The 18,431-nt window shown below is 71.2% G+C and carries 13 protein-coding genes; 10 read left to right on the forward strand and 3 right to left on the reverse strand.

Annotation, left to right across the window (positions count from 1 at the left end; all coding sequences use genetic code 11):
* The 3 genes from ACGF5O_RS46875 to ACGF5O_RS46885 all read left to right on the forward strand — a co-directional run.
* Window positions 1-3,741 (forward strand): RHS repeat-associated core domain-containing protein (locus ACGF5O_RS46875; RefSeq protein ID WP_393816081.1); only part of this gene is annotated, 3,741 nt, incomplete at its 5' end.
* A gap of 49 nt (window positions 3,742-3,790) precedes the next feature.
* Window positions 3,791-4,363, forward strand: coding sequence for a hypothetical protein (locus ACGF5O_RS46880; RefSeq protein ID WP_393816082.1), 573 nt, complete (start codon window positions 3,791-3,793; stop codon window positions 4,361-4,363).
* The gene (locus tag ACGF5O_RS46885; protein WP_393816083.1) at window positions 4,360-5,145 is read left to right on the forward strand and encodes a hypothetical protein; all 786 of its coding nucleotides are present in this window, start codon (window positions 4,360-4,362) and stop codon (window positions 5,143-5,145) included. Before ACGF5O_RS46880 ends, ACGF5O_RS46885 begins: the two co-directional genes overlap by 4 nt.
* A 13-nt stretch (window positions 5,146-5,158) precedes the next feature.
* Here ACGF5O_RS46885 and ACGF5O_RS46890 read toward each other — a convergent pair whose 3' ends face one another.
* Entirely contained in the window at window positions 5,159-6,355 is a 1,197-nt protein-coding gene (locus ACGF5O_RS46890; RefSeq protein ID WP_393816084.1) for an acyltransferase, read from the reverse strand.
* Entirely contained in the window at window positions 6,352-8,286 is a 1,935-nt protein-coding gene (locus ACGF5O_RS46895) for a bifunctional polysaccharide deacetylase/glycosyltransferase family 2 protein (RefSeq protein ID WP_393816085.1), read from the reverse strand. Before ACGF5O_RS46895 ends, ACGF5O_RS46890 begins: the two co-directional genes overlap by 4 nt.
* 21 nt (window positions 8,287-8,307) lie before the next feature.
* On the opposite strand from ACGF5O_RS46895, the gene ACGF5O_RS46900 reads away from it, so the two are divergent.
* Entirely contained in the window at window positions 8,308-8,781 is a 474-nt protein-coding gene (locus ACGF5O_RS46900; RefSeq protein ID WP_393816086.1) for a hypothetical protein, read from the forward strand.
* A gap of 835 nt (window positions 8,782-9,616) precedes the next feature.
* On the opposite strand, the gene ACGF5O_RS46905 is transcribed toward ACGF5O_RS46900, so the two are convergent.
* Complete coding sequence (locus ACGF5O_RS46905) at window positions 9,617-10,597, reverse strand: LysR family transcriptional regulator (RefSeq protein ID WP_393816087.1); 981 nt, start codon at window positions 10,595-10,597, stop codon at window positions 9,617-9,619.
* Window positions 10,598-10,681: 84 nt separating this feature from the next.
* Between ACGF5O_RS46905 and ACGF5O_RS46910 the strand changes: the two genes are divergently transcribed.
* From ACGF5O_RS46910 to ACGF5O_RS46935, 6 genes are all read left to right on the forward strand, one after another.
* Complete coding sequence (locus tag ACGF5O_RS46910; RefSeq protein ID WP_393816088.1) at window positions 10,682-12,046, forward strand: MFS transporter; 1,365 nt, start codon at window positions 10,682-10,684, stop codon at window positions 12,044-12,046.
* 111 nt (window positions 12,047-12,157) lie between these two features.
* Window positions 12,158-13,444: an ABC transporter substrate-binding protein gene (locus tag ACGF5O_RS46915; RefSeq protein ID WP_393816089.1), complete on the forward strand. Its 1,287-nt coding sequence runs from the start codon at window positions 12,158-12,160 to the stop codon at window positions 13,442-13,444.
* Complete coding sequence (locus ACGF5O_RS46920; protein WP_393816090.1) at window positions 13,441-14,328, forward strand: carbohydrate ABC transporter permease; 888 nt, start codon at window positions 13,441-13,443, stop codon at window positions 14,326-14,328. Before ACGF5O_RS46915 ends, ACGF5O_RS46920 begins: the two co-directional genes overlap by 4 nt.
* Entirely contained in the window at window positions 14,325-15,146 is an 822-nt protein-coding gene (locus ACGF5O_RS46925) for a carbohydrate ABC transporter permease (protein ID WP_393816091.1), read from the forward strand. The genes ACGF5O_RS46920 and ACGF5O_RS46925 overlap by 4 nt, the downstream gene beginning before the upstream one ends.
* 11 nt (window positions 15,147-15,157) lie before the next feature.
* The gene (gene yicI, locus ACGF5O_RS46930) at window positions 15,158-17,410 is read left to right on the forward strand and encodes an alpha-xylosidase (RefSeq protein ID WP_393816092.1); all 2,253 of its coding nucleotides are present in this window, start codon (window positions 15,158-15,160) and stop codon (window positions 17,408-17,410) included.
* The gene (locus tag ACGF5O_RS46935; protein ID WP_393816093.1) at window positions 17,410-18,423 is read left to right on the forward strand and encodes a LacI family DNA-binding transcriptional regulator; all 1,014 of its coding nucleotides are present in this window, start codon (window positions 17,410-17,412) and stop codon (window positions 18,421-18,423) included. The genes yicI and ACGF5O_RS46935 overlap by 1 nt, the downstream gene beginning before the upstream one ends.
* The last annotated feature ends 8 nt before the right edge of the window (window positions 18,424-18,431 follow it).

The following is an 18,431-nucleotide window of genomic DNA, read 5'->3' on the forward strand; positions in this document are numbered from 1 at the left end:
CAGGGGCAGGCGTCCCTGTGGGATGTCGCGTTCGCGGCGCTGGACTGCATACCCGGCGGCAAGGGCATCACCAGCCTCGGCAAACTCGCCAAGGGGCTGAAGGAGATGAAGAACCTCCGCGGCGGCATGAAGGCCATGAGCCTCGCCGTCCGCGGGCTCGGCAAGAACGCCCGCGGCATGCTCGCCGAAGGCGGCGAAGGGGCCTTCAACCGGCTCAAGAGCGTCGTGCGTTCCAAGGGCAGCGACCCCGTCGACATGGCGACCGGCGCGATGTACCTCCCGCAGAGCGACATCGAGCTGCCCGGGCTGCTCCCGCTGGCCTTCACCCGCCGCGTCGCCTCCGACTACCGCTGCGGCTGGTGGTTCGGACCGAGCTGGGCATCGACGCTCGATGAGCGTCTGGAGGTCGACGAGCGCGGCATCGTCCACGTCACCGAGGACGGCCTCCTCCTCGCCTACCCCCACCCCACCGCACCCCACACCCCGGTCATGCCGGAGGCCGGCCCCCGCCGCCCCTTGATCCGGCACGACGACGGCGCGTATCGCACCACCGACCCCCTCACCGGCCATACCCGCCACTTCGCCCGCCCGACCGCCGACGGCACCGCTCTGCTCAAGCGGATATCCGACCGCAACGGGCACACCATCACCTTCGACCACGACGAGCACGGCACCCCGCTCGCCATCCGCCACTCCGGCGGCTACCACCTCAAGTTCACCACCGACGACGGCCGTGTAACCGCGCTCGCTCTGGCCGGAGCCGCCGCGGACGGCTCGGACATCGTCGTCAAGCGCTACGGCTACACCGACGGCAATCTCACCGAGACGGTCAACTCCTCCGGCCTGCCCCTGCGTTTCGCCTATGACGACCGGTTGCGTGTCACCTCCTGGACCGACACCAACAACAGTCGCTACGCCTACACCTACGACCATCTCGACCGCTGCGTCGCCGAGGGCGGCGAAGCCGGTCACATCACCATCACGCTCGACTACGACGGCACCGACCCCGCCTGGCCCGACTGCCGCATCACCACCCTCACCACAGCCGAGGGCGCCGCCACCCGCTTCGTCGTCAACGCCGGCAGCCAGGTCATCGCCGAGATCGACCCTCTCGGCAACACCACCCGCACCGAGTACGACGAGCGACACCACGAGACCGCCGTCACCGACCCACTCGGAAACTGCGTCCGCTACGTCCGCGACGAGTTCGGCAGGCCGCTGGTCGTCACGTATCCGGACGGCGCGACCGCCCGTTTCGCCTACGACCGTCTGGGCCGGCAGACCAAGGCGGTCCAGGCCGACGGCAGCACCTGGCGGCGGACCTACGACGAACGGGGCAACTGCACCACGGTCACCGGTCCCACCGGCGTCACCGTGGGTTATTCCTACGACGACTCCGGCAGGCTCACGTCGGTCATCGACGCCCTCGGCAACGTGACCAGGTTGGAGACCAACGCGGCCGGTCTCACCACCGACCTCGTCGACCCCCGTGGAAACCACGAACGGCGTCGGTACGACGCGTTCGGACGCGTCCTCGCGGTCGGCGACTCGGCGGGCGGCGAGGCACGGCTGTCGTGGACCGTGGAAGGCCGCATCGCCCACTGGACGGGCCCGGACGGAACGGCGGAAAGCTGGGAGTACGACGGTGAGGGCAACTGTGTCCGACACACGGACTCCTGCGGTGGGGTCACGTCCTACGAGTACACGCACTTCGACCTCCTCGCGGCCACGACCGGTCCGGACGGAGCGCGGTACACCTACGATCACGACGCGTCGCTGCGCCTGACCCGGGTCACGAACCCGCGGGGGCTAACCTGGGCGTACGCATACGATCCGGCGGGGCACGTCGTGTCCGAGCGCGACTTCGACGGCCGTGTGCTGCGCTACGAGTACGACGCCTCGGGCCGGGTCATCGCCCGCGAGAACGCGCTCGGGGAGCGGATCGCCTACGAGCGCGACATGCTCGGCCAGGTCGCCGCGAAGACGGCCGGGAGTGTCGTCACGCGCTACGAGCACGACGCCATGGGTCGCCTGCTGAGCGCCGGCACCGACGAGTCCTCCGTACGGATCGAGAGGGACGACTGGGGAAGGATCGTCGCCGAGTCCGTCGACGGCCGTACCATCACCTTCGCCTACGACCCGCTCGGCCGACGGACCCGGCGGACCACGCCGTCCGGGCTGGTGACGGAGTACGCGTACGACGCCTACGGCCGTCGCTCCTCGCTGAGCACGGCGGATCACACCCTCCGGTTCGGCTACGACGTCGCCGGACGTGAGATCACCCGCGCGGTGGACACCGCGCTGACCGTGCGCAGCGGCTGGGACCTGTCCGGACTACTGGCCGAACAGGTCGCGGACACGGCAGGCGGTACCGTGCAGCACCGCCGCTACAGCCGCCGTCCCGACGGCCAGGTGGTCGGGGTGCAGGAGCTGGCGGGCGGGCGGCGTATCGAGTTGGATCCGGTGGGCCGGGTCACCTCGGTCAGTGCCGAGGGCTGGGCCGAGTCGTATGTCTACGACACGGCCGGCGACCAGACCGAAGCCGACTGGCCCGACACGCATGCCGCCGGGGAGGCGCGCGGGCCGCGGGCCTACGAGGGCACTCGCGTCACCCGAGCCGGACGGGTTCGCTACGAGTACGACGCGGCCGGCCGACTGGTGGCCCAGCGCCGGGCCCGGCTCTCCGGGCAGACGGAGACATGGCGCTACACCTGGGACATGGAGGACCGCCTCACCTCGGTGGTCACACCCGACGGGACACTCTGGCGCTACCGGTACGACGTGTTCGGGCGTCGCACCGCGAAGCAGCGGACGGCGGCCGACGGCAACGGGGCCCGGGCCGTCGAGGAGACCAGCTTCATCTGGGACGGCGACACCCTGGTGGAGCAGACGACCACGGGGGAGGCGCTCCGGCACGCCGCCACCGTGACCTGGGACCACGACGGTCTCCACCCGGTCGCCCAGACCGAGCGGCTGACGGACACCGTGACCCAGCGGGAGATCGACTCCCGGTTCTTCGCCGTCATCACGGACCTGGTGGGCACTCCGACCGAGCTGGTGGACGAGCGGGGCGACATCGCCTGGCGCGCCCGCTCGACCCTGTTCGGCGCGACGACGTGGCCGAGGCCGAGCACGGCGTCCACACCGCTCCGCTTCCCCGGGCAGTACCACGACAGCGAAACCGGACTCCACTACAACCGGCACCGCTACTACGCCCCGGAAACAGGGCACTACATCAGCCCCGACCCGCTGGGACTGACCGCCGCACCGCACCCCACCGCGTATGTGACCAACCCGTGGACGGCCACGGACCCGCTGGGTCTCTCCCCCTACGAGCCGTTCTACCGCGTGATGTCGGAGAAGGAGTTCTCCAGGCTCGGCCCGAAGGGCGAGATCACACCTCGTGGCGAGAACTTCGTGACGCAGGAGGAGGACTACGTCCGGGGCATCGCGGAACGCTTCGGCCGACGTGGCGGCAGGAACGCCCAGAAGTACACGCACGTCGTCCGCTACGAGATGGAGCCGGGCACCAGAGAGGCTCTCATCGCCGCGGGGCGCGGCTCGGGCGACAACATCGCGGCGATCAAGGAAGCGTTCGGCCTGCATCTGGACGAGATCGGGGAGAGCACCCAGTTCGTGCACGTGAAGATGGAACGGGGTGGGCTGAACTTCGGGCTCCGCGAGGGCTCGGCGGATGTGTTCAACTCGAACATCCTGAGAATGACGTACGAACGGATCTGACCTGGGCGTGCGTCCTTGGAACCCGGGCCTGGAAGGTAGAACGACACACATGTCTGGTGAATCGGCTGAATCGGCGGCCGACCGTGCTCTCCTGGAGCAGGTGGACTCCCTCGTCACCGGCGGATACGTCGGCGCACGCCGGGCCGAGGAGATCGCGGTCGCGGTGCCTGCGGCACGGCAGCGCGTCCTCGACTGGCTGCGGATCGCGTCCGCCGAGGGGAACTGGCGGCGCTTCGAACGGCTCGCGGCGCTGGCGCTGCATCTCCATCCCGAAGGGCTCGGACCGATCCTGGCGGCGGTGCTGGTCTCGCGGCCCGCGGGCGTGAACGCGGAGGACGTCGTCGACCTGCTCGGAGAGCTGCGGGCCCCGGAGGGAGTCGAGCCGGTCGCCGCCCTGGTGCGGGAACGGAAGTCGACCGACGGTCCTTACTTCACCTTCTGCGTCAAGGCCCTCCAGACTCTGGGTGAGATCGGCACCCCCGAAGCCGTCGGGTTCCTGCGCGGCATCGCCGCCGGCGATCCCGCGGCCTGGCCCGACCCCCTGCGCTGGCACGCCGCGGAGGAACTGGGCATCGAGGACGAACTCGGCTTCGACGAGGACCGGATGCTGGGCGGGTCGTGAGCGAAGAGCATCCGCCGGCTGGCGAGGGCGACGCACCGGTACCCGACCTCGACGAGATCGAGGAAATGTGCGCCGCGGCCACGCCCGGGCCCTGGTTCGTCAGGGACCTGGACGACAGCCATGCCATGAACCTGCGCGCGGTCAGCACGGTGGCGGACACCGGGCGCGGGGAGCGGTGGCCCGGCTTCGACCACGGGGAGATGGTCGCGGCGACCCTGGTGCAAGAGCCACGCTACGTGGACTGCGCCGACAGCCGCTGGGACGAGAACGCGGCCTTCATCGCCATGGCGCGGGAAGCCGTCCCTCGGCTCGTGCGAGAGGTGAGGCGTCTTCGGCAACTCCTCGCGGCTGCCCTGCCCGGAGCTGGACACCCGACGGAGACCAGCACCTTCGCGTACCGCTTCCGCAGCCCGCTCGGCGGACTCGCCGCCGATCTGACGGCGGAGCGCCTGCCCCCGGGCACGGAGGACGGCTTCTTCCTGCGGATCGACCGGCAGGTGCGCCTGATCCCGCCCGCGGGGGCGCACTGGCGGGACGTCCACTGGCTGGCCCACGGCCTGGCCGCGCACGCGGCCGCCCTCCTGTCGCTGCACCCCGAGGGCCTGACCGTCAGGGTCACGTCGTTCACGTTCCCGCTCGCCCACTACCGGCCGGAAGTCGCGGCGCTGGCCATGGACGGCTGGCTCAGACAGCAGTTCGCCCTCCCGGACCGCGGACTGCGGGTGGCCTTCGACGCGGGGCAGCAGGACTACACGTTCCGATGGCGAAACGACCCGACCTGACGGCAGCGGCTCCTCAGCTACCACGACGGCGCGACCGCCCCCGTCCCGCCCCGTTGGGCCACAGGCGTGCCCGGCGGCCCGCCGCCACGTCCTCCACCCACCCGAACGCCACCACCGCCACCGCGATCAGCGGCCAGACCACCACGAACATCCAGAAGCCGTAGGTGGAGTCCAGCAGGCCCGCCGCCCGGTCCGAGGCCAGGAACGGCAGGTTGTAGGCCTCGTCGATGATCGGGACCGTTGCCATGATCAGCAGGTTGTGCCAGAGGTAGATGGTCACGGCGCGGTTGTTGGAGAGGGTGATCCATCTGTCCCAGCGGCGGAGGCCGGTCGGTAGCTCGCGCCACGACGGGGAGTACTGGAGGAGGATCAGCACGGCGCCGAACGACCAGCATGCCTGGGCGAGCGGGATGTCGTTGAGGTCCCAGCCGTCGGGGCCCTGGTGGCCCGAAGCCCACCACAGGCCCGCCGCCATGACCAGGCAGGAGAGGGAGACGGCGGCGTAGCGGGGGACGCGGGCAAGGACGCCCTCCTGGTGGGCGAAGCCGAGGATCCAGCAGCCGCCGTACACCGCGAAGTCCGTGACGGCGTTGCCCGTTTCGCCGGGGATCTGCAGCAGCCCGGTGGCCAGGACGGCCGTCAGCGCCAGGGGGGCCAGGGTCGTCGGCAGGGGCCACCTGCGGAACGCCCGCAGCAGCAAAGGCGACAGCAGGACGAACCACAGGTACGCGCGGAGGTACCAGAGCGGGCCCGCCGCCTGTTCCGCCCAGGTGTCGTCCAGCAGGCCCGATGCCGAGCCGAGGTGTTCGGGGTACGGCGGGGCGCCGATCGGGAGGACGTAGTCGAGGAGCGTCCACCAGTGGGTCCAACCGGCGCCCACGTCAGGATCGTCGAGCGGGTTCCAGCCTGCCGTGAGCATCATCGTCAGCAGAACCGCGCCGAACAGCCACAGCGGTGGGAGGAGGCGGCGGAGCCGGGAGCGGATCACGCTGCCCGCCGGGCGGTTCAGGCTGCGGGCCATCAGGGAGCCGGCCAGCGCGAACATCACGCCCATGGAGGGGAAGAGGACGGTCAGCCAGGGCCAGCCGAAGAGGTGGTAGACCACCACGCGGAGCAGGGCCAGGGAGCGGAGGAGGTCGAGGTAGCGGTCCCGGACGGCGCCGGTGCCCGCCCTGTCCGGTGCGACCGGGGTCGCTTCTGCCTGGGTCATGCCGCCGGCCTCTCCCCCGCGGAGCCCGCCCCCGCGGTGCCCGGAGCGGCCCCCACCACTCCCGTCCGCCGCAGCTTCTGCCAGCGCAGCCGGCCGCCGGTCAGGGCCGTGATCCAGGACTGGAGGAGTACGACGTACATGAGCTGGCGGTAGAGGATCTGCTGGAGCGGGAGCGAGACGAGGTGGGTCATGCGTTCGCGGTCCAGGTGGAAGGCGTAGGCCGCGCAGACCGCCTGGACCGCCAGGATGCCCAGCCAGGCGCCGATCGTCTTCTGCGTCGGGCCGAAGACGATGCCGTAGAGGAGGAACGCGTCGATCAGGGGGGCGAGGAGCGGGGCCACGACCATGAACAACGACACCAGGGGGAGGCCCACGCGGCCGAAGCGGCCGGACGGGCCGCGGTCCAGCAGGGCGCCGCGGTGCTTCCAGATCGCCTGCATCGTGCCGTACGACCAGCGGTAGCGCTGGGACCAGAGCTGGGAGACCGACTCCGGGGCCTCCGTCCAGGCCCGCGCCCGTTCCGCGTAGACCACCCGCCAGCCGGCGCGGTGGATCGCCATCGTGATGTCGGTGTCCTCGGCGAGCGTGTCGTCGCTCATGCCGCCGACCTGTTGGAGGGCGGTACGGCGGAACGCGCCGACCGCGCCGGGGATGGTCGGCATGCAGCGCAGCACGTCGTACATCCGGCGGTCCAGGTTGAAGCCCATCACGTACTCGATGTGCTGCCAGGCGCCGATCAGCGAATCCCGGTTGCCGACCTTGGCGTTGCCGGCGACCGCGCCGACGGCCGGATCGGCGAAGGGCTGGACCAGCTCCCGTACCGTGGCCGGTTCGAAGACCGTGTCGCCGTCCATCATCACGACGATGTCGTGACGGGCGTTGCGCAGGCCCCGGTTGAGGGCGGCGGGCTTGCCCGCGTTCTCCTGGCGGACCACCCGAACGTCCGGCAGCCTCAGGTTCTCCACGATCCGTGCCGTGCCGTCCGTCGAACCGTCGTCGACGACGACGATCTCGACGGGGTGCTCGCTCGCGGTCAGTGAACGGACCGTGTTCGCTATGCACTTGGCCTCGTTGTAGGCGGGGACGAGCACCGAGACCGGTTCGGTCACCGGGCGGCGGCCCCAGCGGAAGCCCTTGCGGCGGACCCTGCGGGTGTGCGCGAAGGAGAGCAGCAGCATCAGGGCGAACCGGGCGAGCACCGAGGCGCCGGTCACCGCCAGGCCGACCACCAGCACGTCCGTGATGCCGTCGGCGGCCTGGACCAGGAAGATCCAGGCCCTGCCCTGCCAGAGGTCGGGGCCGGTGACCGGGGTGTGGGCGCTCGGGGCGTTCAGGGCCTCGGTGAGGTTGTCGAAGCGGTAGCCGCGCGCCTCCAGTCGGGGCAGCAGGCGGTCCAGGGCCTCGACCGTCTGGTGGCGGTCGCCGCCCGAGTCGTGCATCAGGACGATCGCGCCCTTGCCGCCGGCCGGGGTGGCGTTGCGGATGATCCGGTCGACGCCCGGCTTGCGCCAGTCCTCGCTGTCCCTGTCGTTGACGACGGTGATGTAGCCGCGGCTGCCGATGTACCGGGTCACCGGCCAGGAGAGGTCGTCCATCGCGTCGGCGGAGGAGGAGTACGGCGGCCGGAACAGGGAGGTGCGGATGCCGGCCGCGCCGGTGATCGCCAGCTGGGTCTGGGACAGCTCCCAGTCGATGCGCTTCTTCGACTGGTACGACAGGTCGGGGTGGCTGAAGGTGTGCACGCCCACCTCGTGGCCCTCGGCCACCATGCGCCGGACCAGCTGCGGATGGCGCGAGGTCATGGTGCCGGTGACGAAGAAGACGGCGTGCGCGTGGTGCTTCTTCAGGACGTCCAGGACCTTCGGGGTCCAGGCCGGGCGGCTCCGGTTCGCGCCGGTGGCGGCCGGACGGCGTCGGGTGCGGGGTGCCATCAGAGGACGGGGGCGGGTTCGGTGGCACCGCGGATGCCGGCGCGCGGTGCCGGGCCCTCCGCGACCGGGCCGCCGGTCGGGGCGGCCGACTCGCTGGGCGAGGCCGGAGGCGGCGACGCGGCGGGCGAGGACGGCGCGTCCGAGGACGGCGCCACCGCGGACGGCGAGGCGGACGCGGACGGCGACCCCGGCTTCTGCGAGGTGACCGTCACCCCGGAGGACGAGGTCGGCCGGGCGGACGCCGACGCGCTCGGCCGGGCGGTCCCCTTTCCGGCGCCGGACGTCCGGGAGGAGGCGCCGGCCGGCGGGGTCGTACCGCCGCTCACGGCCGGGCCCGCCACCGAGGCGCCGTCGTCCGAGGACCGGGGCGACCGGGCGGGCCGCGGCGAGTCGTCTACCTTGCCGGCGGGCCTGTCGGCGTTCTGCCCGGGCACCGGCAGCCAGGGCGCGTCGGAACTCCCGGACAGCAGGGTGACGACGATGACGACCGCGTAGACCGCACAGGCGAGGCCGACGGCCATCCCGAACCTGCGGAACCGGCGGCTGCGGCGCCCCGACGCGTCCACGAAGACGGGGACGGGGACGTCGTCGGCAGCACCTGAGCCTCCGGGTGCGCCAGCGGCTCCGGATGTGCCAGCGGCTCCGGATGTGCCAGCGGCCCCCGAGGCGCCAGAGCCTCCCGAAGCACCGGGGGACCCCGCCACGGCGGACCGCATCGGCCCCGCCGCCCCTGCCCGCCGCGCCGACCCCACCGGCCCCGTCGGCCGTATTCGTACGGCACCGACGTCGTTCTGGACGGTCACCTCGTCGGGGTCGTGGACGAGGCCCGGGGCCGGGCCACGCGGGAACACCGGGATCGGTGGTTCGACCACGCTCCACGGGTCGCGTAACGCCCCGGCCCGCAACACCTCGGTCACTCCGGCGGCTTCGACGGCCCCGGCGGCGGCCCCCGCCGGACCGCCGGCTCCGGCCGCTCCCGCCGCCCCGGCGGCCTCACCAGCCCCACCGCCACCGCCGCCGCCTTCGGCGGCCGCGACGCCCGCCCCCACTCCGTCGTCCCTGTCGGCCCCGTCGTCCCTGTCGACCCGGTCATCCCCCGCCACCGGCACATCCCGGGCATCCAGGACCACCTGCGGCAGTTCGGGTTGGGTTTCTTCTCGCCAATTTTTCACGCGCGTACATCCCCCCACGGGACTGTTCCGGGCGCACTGACGAACCCGAGCACACGTCGACGGAACGGGCCCCCCACCCGCTCCGAGCGCCCCCTTGCAGCTCTCCGTACTCGGGCCCATGAAGCTAGCGCACGGGGGAGATCCGTGTTCCCGATGTGTCATTTGTGGTCGTCCATCACCTCCTGATCACTGGCCGGAATCCATCCGTCGGCCGGCCACTGAAGCCACCGTTCCGCCCGACCGATCTCCACGGCCGCCCGCCGCAGCGCGTCGACTCCCGGATGGACCAGCCCCTTTCGCCACACGAGCGACACAGGCGACAACGGGACCGGATCGACCAGCGGTCGCGACACGCTTCCAGGTATGGCCGGAAAACCCACTACCGCGAGAACGGGATACCGATCCTTGGCCATGACTCGCTGGAACTCTTCCTCCCCGACGGCCAGCGGCAGCGGCGGCGCGACTGTGATGTCCCGTCCTTCGAAGAGGTGAAAGGCCAGGTCAGTCCATTCCAGGGTGCGCTCGTTCCCGGCGCCGGCGTATACCGTCTCACCCGCGAGCGCGGCCAGGGGCACCGCGTCCAGGCCCGCGAGCCGGTGTTCGGAGGGGAGAATTACGGCCATGGGTTCGAGTCGTACGGGCTGGTGTTCGAGCCCGGAGCGCAGCGCCGGATCCAGACCCGCGAGCCGTCCGAAGGACACGTCGAGCCGCCCCGCGAGGAGCTCGGCCGCCGCTCCGGTGAGCCCGCTCTCGTAGCGGGCCATCAGCTCGCAGTCGGGGGCGAGTTCGCGGGCCCGGTGCAGGACGCGGCGGGCGGTCTCCAGACCCGGGGAGTTGAGGTCCACCAGCAGCGGGCGGGCCTGCCCGAACGCGGCGAGCAGGGCGTCCTGGGCGGCCAGCACCCGGCGGGCGTACGGCAGCAGCCGGGTGCCGTCGGCGGTGAGGCCGACCTGCCGGGTACTGCGGAGGAACAGCTCGGCGCCCAACTCCCGCTCCAGCCGCCGTACATCACGGCTGAGCGCCTGCTGGGCGACGTACAGCCGGGCGGCGGCGCGGGTGAAGTGCAGTTCCTCGGCGACGGTCACGAAGACGCGCAGCAGGCGGGGTTCGATGTGGGCGGGCGAGGTGGGCGCTGACATCACGCGAATTTACAACACAGGTGCGTGAATCGGCGCCGAGCAGGTGTTGGACCCCTTGATCCGTTCCGCGCGACGGTGGTGTCCATGCCACGACCGACCGACCCGACCGACCCGACCGACCCCACCTACCCCACCTACCCGGCCGAACGGGCCTCCCAGCAGCTCCTCCACACCGTCACGGCGGACTCCCTCGTCGCCGTCGACTTCAGCCCCCGCTTCGACGGCCGCTCCCGCCCCCGTTCCGGCCCCCGCCGCCCGCCCGGCCCGTACCGCCGCCTCTTCGCGCTCCCCGGCACCCGGGCCTTCACCGCCGGGAACCTGCTGGCCCGGCTCCCCATGGGCATGTTCAGCGTGAGCGCGGTCGTGATGATCGCGGGGTCGCGCGGCTCGTACGCCCTGGCCGGTGCCGTCACCGCGACCGGCCTCGCCGCCACCGGTCTCGCCGGGCCCTGGATCGCCCGGCTCGTGGACCGGTACGGGCAGGCCCGGGTCGCCGTGCCCGCGACCGTCAGCGCCGTGCTCGGCAGCCTCGCCCTGCTGCTCTGCGTCCGCTACGGCGCCCCGGACTGGACCCTGTTCGCGGCCTACGCGGCCACCGCCACCACCCCCAACCTCGGGGGTATGTCCCGCGCCCGCTGGGCCCATCTGCTGCGCGAGGACCCGGGCGCCCTGCACACCGCGAACTCCTTCGAACAGTCCGCCGACGAGCTGTGCTTCATGCTCGGACCGGTCCTCGCCTCCTTCCTGACCGGCACGTTCTTCCCGGAGGCCGGCACGCTGGTCGGCGCGGTGCTGCTGCTCACCGGTGCGCTGCTGTTCGCCGCCCAGCGGGCCACCGAGCCGCCGCGCAGGGCCGGTTCGGCCACCGCACGCACCCCGCTGCGCATCGGCCCGCTCCTGGTCTGCTTCGTCGCGACCGGCGCGGTGTTCGGTTCGATGGAGGTGGTCACGATCGCCTTCGCCGACGCCCACGGCCACCGCTCGGCGGCCGGTGCCGTGCTCGCCCTCCAGGCGGCCGGTTCATGCGCGGCGGGCCTGCTGTACGGGGCGCTGAGGCCGGCCGGACCCGCCGAACGCAGGCTTCCCGTCTGCCTGTCGGCGATGGCGGCCCTGATGTCCCTGCCGCTGCTCGCCGCGCGCACGTTCGACAGCCTCTGGGCCCTCGCCCCCGCCCTGCTCGTGGCCGGCATGGCGACCGCCCCGACCATGGTGACCGCGATGACGCTGGTCCAGGACCGGGCCCCCGAGGGCCGCCTCAACGAGGGGATGAGCCTGGTCGTCACCGCCCTGCTCACCGGCATCGCCTGCGGCTCCGCGCTCGGCGGCTGGGCGGCGGACCACGTCTCGCCGGCGGCCGCCTTCGCCACCCCGGCCACGGCGGCCGTCGCGGCCCTCGCGGTGCAGGCCGTCAGTCGAATCGCTTCGCCCAATTCCCGCCGCACCCATTGACGGTCTCACAGCCCGCACCTACCGTCCTGCGTCGAAGCGCTTCGACGTCCCGCCCCGAACCGATTCGACGCGGGACGAGCACCATCCAGCCGACTCCCCTGGAGGCATTGGATGTTGACGGCACGAAGGCGGACCGCGACCGCGGCGGTGATCCTCGCCGGATCGCTGCTCCTCACCTCCTGCGGCGGCTCGGGCGGCAGCGCGTCCGACGCGAAGACGCTGCGGCTGTGGCACTACGAGGCCCCGAACAGCGCGATGGGCATCGCCTGGAACGAGGCCATCAAGGAGTTCGAGGCGACCCACCCGGGCGTGAAGGTGAAGTACGAGGAGAAGAGCTTCGAGCAGATCCAGAAGACCGCGCAGATGGTCCTGAACTCCTCCGACGCCCCCGACATCATGGAGTACAACAAGGGCAACGCGACGGCGGGGCTCCTCTCCAAGCAGGGCCTGCTGACCGATCTGACCGCCGAGGCGACGAAGCGCGGCTGGGACAAGAAGCTCAGCGCGGGCGTGCGCACCACCAGCCAGTACGACGCCGACGGCGTGATGGGCTCCGGCAAGTGGTACGGAGTGCCCAACTACGCCGAGTACACCATGGTTTATTACAACAAGGACCTGTTCGCGAAGTACGGGATCGCCGAGCCGAAGACGTTCGACGACCTGACGGCGGCGATGGACACGTTCGTCGCGAAGGGGGTCACCCCGCTCGCCAACGCCGGTTCCGAGTACGTGGCCCAGCAGTACCTCTACCAGCTGGCGCTCTCGAAGGCCGACCGCTCGTGGGTCGACGCCTACGAGCTGTACCAGGGCAAGGCCGACTTCCACGACCAGGCCTGGACGTACGCGGCGGACACCTTCGCCGACTGGGTGAAGAAGGGCTACCTCGCGAAGACGTCCTCCGGTACGACCGCCGAGCAGGCCGGGGTCTCCTTCATCCAGGGCAGGTCGCCGATCCTGTTCTCCGGCAGCTGGTGGTACGGCCGCTTCCAGTCGGAGGCCAAGTTCGGCTGGGGCAGCTTCCTGTGGCCCGGCTCGAACCTCACCCTCGGCTCCGGCGGCAACCTCTGGGTCGTACCGAAGAACTCCGGGAACAAGGACCTCGCCTACGACTTCATCGACATCACCATGTCGAAGAAGATCCAGAACCTGCTCGGCAACAAGGGCGGAGTCCCGGTCGCCGCCGACGCGAGCGCCATCACCGACCCCAAGTCCAAGCAGCTCATCGCCAATTTCAACACCGTCAGCGAGCGCGACGGCCTCGCCTTCTACCCCGACTGGCCGGTCGCCGGCTTCTACGACACCCTCGTCTCCGAGACCCAGAAGCTGATCACCGGCAGCGAGAAGCCGGACGCCTACCTGAGCAACCTCCAGACGGCGTACGACAAGGGCACCAAGTGACGGTGCGCCGGGACTCGTACGCCCTCTTCCTCCTCCCCGGCGCCCTCGCCTTCCTCGCGGTCGTGATCACACCGTTCCTGATGAACACGGGCGTGAGCTTCACCGACTGGCAGGGCGTGGGCAGCCCGCACTGGTCCGGGCTCGCCAACTACCGTGAGCTGCTGCACGACACGGAGTTCTGGGCGTCGTTCCGGCACAGCCTCTTCATGGTCGTGGCGATGGCCGCGCTCCCGACCGCGCTCGGACTCCTCCTCGCCGCGGCCCTGTTCGACTACATCGGCAAGCACTTCGGCACCCGGATCGCGGCCGTCCTGCGCGCCTGCTTCTACCTCCCCCAGGTGCTGCCGGTCGCGGTCGCCGGCATCGTCTGGAGCTGGATCCTGGCCCCGGACGACGGCTCCCTCAACGCCCTCCTGAAGGCGGTCGGTCTCGGCTCCTGGCAGCAGGACTGGCTCGGCGACCCCGACCTCGCCCTCTACACGGTCATGGGCGTCCTCGTCTGGGTCCAGCTCGGCTTCCCGCTGGTCGTCTTCATGGCCGGGCTCGGCCGCGTCGACCCCCAGCTGTACGAGGCGGCCGAGCTGGACGGCGCCGGCTGGTGGCGCCGTTTCCGGCACGTCACGCTGCCGCAGATCCGCCCCGAGGTGTACGTCGTCCTGACCTGGTGCACGATCGCCGCGCTCAAGGTCTTCGGCGCGGTGTACGTCCTGACCAAGGGCGGCCCGGGCGGCGCCACCGACGTGCCCTCCTACTTCTCCTTCACCACGTTCTTCGAGAAGACCCAGGTCGGCTACGGCTCGGCGATCTCCACCGTCCTCACGGTGATCATCCTGGCCCTGGCCGTGCTGGGCCTGAAGCTGCAGAGCCGGGTGGAGGACTCATGACCGCCCTGCGCCGCTACCCGGTCCTCCTCGCCCTCTGCCTCGCCGCCCTCTTCATGGTCGTCCCGTTCCTGATCGTGGCGGTCAACGCGGTGAAGTCCCCGGCGGAGTACTCCCAGCACGGCCCGCTGAGCCTCCCCCACGGCCTCTACCTGGACGGCCTCAAGGACTTCTGGCAGCGCGTGGACTACAGCCAGAAGCTCGTCAACTCGGTCGTCATCAGCGGCTCGGTGGCCCTGTTCGCCACCGCTCTCTCGGTCCTCAACGCCTACGCGATCGGCATCGGCCGGATCCGCGGCCGTACCTGGGTCCTCGCCTTCTTCGTGCTCGCCAACATGCTGCCGCAGGAGGCGCTGGTCTACCCGCTGTACTACCTGAGCAAGCAGGCCGGCCTCTACGACACCCGGCTCAGCGTGATCATCGTGTTCACGGTGATCCAGTCGGCGTTCGGGACGTATCTGCTCTCCTCGGTCCTCGGGCAGTTCCCGCGCGAGATCGTCGAGGCGGCCCGGATCGACGGCGCGAACAAGTGGCAGATCCTGGTCCGGATCGTCGTACCCGTCAGCCGCCCCACCCTCGGGGTGCTCCTGGTCTTCTTCTTCATCTGGACCTGGAACGAGTTCCTGCTCCCGCTGGTCATGCTCGTCTCCAACGACAACCAGACGGTGTCCGTCGCCCTCGGCGTCCTCCAGGGCCAGCGCCTGATGGACGCCACGATGACCAACGCGGCCGCCCTGCTCGGCGTCCTTCCGGCCGTCGTCTTCTTCCTCGTCTTCCAGCGCACGCTCACCCGGGGGATCGCCGTGGGGGCGGTCAAATAGGAGGTACGCGAGTGAAGTTCACCGACGGCTACTGGCTGCTGCGCGAGGGCGTCACCGCGGCCCACCCGGTCGAGGTCCTCGACGTCACGGCCACGGAAGGCGCCCTGGAGATCCACGCGCCGACCCAGCCCATCCGCCACCGCGGCGACCTGCTGAAGGGACCGGTCCTGACGATCAGCGCGCACACCCCGATGCCCGACGTCATCGGCGTCACCTTCACCCACTTCGAGGGCGAGCGGCCACGCGGCCCGCAGTTCGAGCTGCGGCGGGCCGACTTCGCCTCCCAGGTGTCGTACGACGACGAGTACGCGACCCTGACCTCCGGCTCGCTGACCCTGCGGCTGAGCCGTACGGCCCCCTGGCGGCTGGACTTCCGCTCCGCCGGCCGCACCCTCACCTCCAGCGGCCCCAAGGGCATGGGCATCATGCGGGACGCGGCGACGGGCGCCCACTATCTGCGGGAGCAGCTGGGCCTCGGGGTCGGCACCTCGGTCTACGGCCTCGGCGAACGCTTCGGCCCGCTGGTCAAGAACGGCCAGGTCGTCGACATCTGGAACGCCGACGGCGGCACCGCCACCGAACAGGCCTACAAGAACGTCCCGTTCTACCTCACCGACGCGGGCTACGGCGTCTTCGTCGACCACCCGGGGAAGGTGTCGTTCGAGGTCGGCTCGGAGGCGGTGTCGCGGGTCCAGTTCAGCGTGGAGTCGCAGCAGTTGACGTACTACGTCATCCACGGCCCGACCCCCAGGGACATCCTGCGCAAGTACACGGCCCTGACCGGCCGCCCGGCGCTGCCGCCCGCCTGGTCCTTCGGCCTGTGGCTGTCGACCTCCTTCACCACCTCCTACGACGAGAAGACGGTCACCTCCTTCATCGACGGCATGCGGGAGCGCGAACTCCCGCTCTCCGTCTTCCACTTCGACTGCTTCTGGATGCGGGAGTTCAACTGGTGCGACTTCCGCTGGGACCCGCGGGTGTTCCCGGACCCGGAGGGGATGCTGGGACGGCTGCACGAGCGCGGGCTGCGGGTGTGCGTGTGGATCAACCCGTACATCGCGCAGCGGTCGCCGCTGTTCGCCGAGGGGAAGGAGCTGGGACACCTGCTGCGGCGACCGGACGGGAGCGTGTGGCAGTGGGACCTGTGGCAGCCGGGGATGGCGCTGGTGGACTTCACGTCCCCGGCGGCGCGCGACTGGTACGCGGCCAAGCTGGAGGCGCTGCTCGCCCAGGGGGTCGACTGCTTCAAGACCGATTTCGGCGAACGCGTCCCGGTGGACGTGGCCTGGTCCGACGGCTCGGACCCGGAGCGGATGCACAACTACTACACGTACCTGTACAACCGAACCGTCTTCGAGGTGCTGCGCAAGCACCGGGGGGAGGCGGAGGCGGTCGTCTTCGCGCGGTCGGCGACGGCCGGGAGCCAGAAGTTCCCGGTGCACTGGGGCGGCGACTGCGAGGCCACCTACGAGTCGATGGCCGAGTCCCTGCGCGGCGGGCTGTCCCTGGGCCTGTCCGGGTTCGGCTACTGGAGCCATGACATCGGCGGCTTCGAGGGCACCCCGAGCCCGGCGCTGTTCAAGCGGTGGCTGGCCTTCGGGCTGCTGTCCTCGCACAGCAGGCTGCACGGGTCGTCGTCGTACCGGGTGCCGTGGCTGTTCGACGAGGAGGCCGTGGACGTGCTGCGGCACTTCACGCGGCTGAAGCTGAGCCTGATGCCGTACCTGTACGAGGCCGCGCGCACCGCCTCTGCGGAGGGGGTGCCGGTGATGCGGGCGATGGTGCTGGAGTTCCCGGACGATCCGGGGTGCGCGCATGTGGAGCGGCAGTACATGTTGGGGGCGGATGTGCTGGTGGCACCGGTGTTCGACGACGGGGGGTATGTGACATATTACTGTCCGCGAGGCACCTGGACCCACTTCCTGACCGGCCGCACGGTCACCGGCCCCGGCTGGGTCCGCGAGCAGCACGACTTCCTCAGCGTCCCCCTCCTGGTCCGTCCCGGCGCGGTGATCCCGGTCGGCGCGGTGGCCGACCGCCCCGACTACGACCACGCCGACGGGGTCACCCTGCGGGCGTTCGGCCTCGACCGGGGCGCCCAGGTCACGGTCCCGGTCGGGGACGTCACCTTCACCGTCGTACGCGAGGGGGACACCCTGCGGGCCTCGTGCAGCGACCCGGCGGCGCCCTGGGCGCTGGCGGCCGGAGAGCGGACGGCACGGGCCGCGGCCGGCACCGGGTTCCTCTCGCTGGAGCTGGGCTGATGGTGAAGATCACCGACGTGGCCCGGCACGCCGGGGTCTCCCCCAGCACCGTGTCCTACGCGCTGAGCGGCAAGCGCCCGATCTCCGACGAGACCCGGCGCCGTATCGAGGCGTCCATCCGCGAACTGGGCTACCGCCCGCACGCCGGCGCCCGCGCCCTCGCCAGCAGCCGCGCCAACGTCCTCGCCCTGGTGATCCCCTTACGTACCGGCATCCACGTCCCGGTGGTGATGCAGTTCGCGGTGTCGGTGGTGACCACGGCCCGCCGGTACGACCACGACGTGCTCCTCCTGACCCAGGAGGAGGGCGAGGAGGGCCTGCACCGGGTCGCCGACACGGCGCTCGTCGACGCCCTCATCGTGATGGACGTCCAGCTCCACGACCCCCGCCTGCCCCTGCTGCGCGCCCTGGAACGCCCCTCGGTCCTCATCGGCTTCCCTTCCGACGCGGCCGGCCTGACCTGCGTCGACCTGGACTTCAAGGCGGCCGGCGAGCTGTGCGTGGAGCGGCTGACGGAGCTCGGACACCGGGTGGTCGCACTGGTCGGCTCGCCGCCCGAGGTGTACGTCCGGGAGACCGCGTTCGCCCAGCGCGTCGTCCAGGGCTTCACGACCGCCGCGGACCGCAACGGCATGGCGTCCTCCGTCCACCCGTGCGAGGCGACCCCCGCGGGAGCACGCCGCGTCGCCGAGCGACTCCTCAGGGAACAACCGGCGTTGACGGGGGTCGTCGTCCACAACGAGGCGGCCCTGGAACCCCTCGTCGACGCCTTCGAACGGCTCGGCCTGCGCGTCCCGGCCGACCTGTCCGTCACCGCGATCTGCCCGGACGAGCTGGCGGCGGCGCTGCGCGTCCCGGTGACCTCGGTGGCGCTGCCGGCCGCGGAACTCGGCGAGCGGGCAGCCGAGTTGCTGATGCGGAAGCTGGACGGCGACCCGGACGTACCCGAGGCGACGCTGCTGGCGCCCCGGCTGACGGAACGGGCGAGCACGGCGCCGCGCCAGGCTCCCTGACGGCACAC

Origin of the sequence: Streptomyces sp. NPDC048291, from assembly GCF_043201715.1 — a bacterium.
Taxonomy (GTDB): Bacteria; Actinomycetota; Actinomycetes; order Streptomycetales; family Streptomycetaceae; genus Streptomyces.

What these genes read in the sequence shown, in the direction of transcription:
- ACGF5O_RS46915 (WP_393816089.1), top strand. Translation starts at nt 12,158, where the DNA reads ATGTTGACGGCACGAAGGCGGACCGCGACCGCGGCGGTGATCCTCGCC.
- ACGF5O_RS46935 (WP_393816093.1), top strand. Translation starts at nt 17,410, where the DNA reads ATGGTGAAGATCACCGACGTGGCCCGGCACGCCGGGGTCTCCCCCAGC.
- ACGF5O_RS46880 (WP_393816082.1), top strand. Translation starts at nt 3,791, where the DNA reads ATGTCTGGTGAATCGGCTGAATCGGCGGCCGACCGTGCTCTCCTGGAG.
- ACGF5O_RS46890 (WP_393816084.1), bottom strand. Translation starts at nt 6,355, where the DNA reads ATGACCCAGGCAGAAGCGACCCCGGTCGCACCGGACAGGGCGGGCACC.
- ACGF5O_RS46895 (WP_393816085.1), bottom strand. Translation starts at nt 8,286, where the DNA reads ATGGCACCCCGCACCCGACGCCGTCCGGCCGCCACCGGCGCGAACCGG.
- ACGF5O_RS46925 (WP_393816091.1), top strand. Translation starts at nt 14,325, where the DNA reads ATGACCGCCCTGCGCCGCTACCCGGTCCTCCTCGCCCTCTGCCTCGCC.
- ACGF5O_RS46910 (WP_393816088.1), top strand. Translation starts at nt 10,682, where the DNA reads ATGCCACGACCGACCGACCCGACCGACCCGACCGACCCCACCTACCCC.
- ACGF5O_RS46905 (WP_393816087.1), bottom strand. Translation starts at nt 10,597, where the DNA reads ATGTCAGCGCCCACCTCGCCCGCCCACATCGAACCCCGCCTGCTGCGC.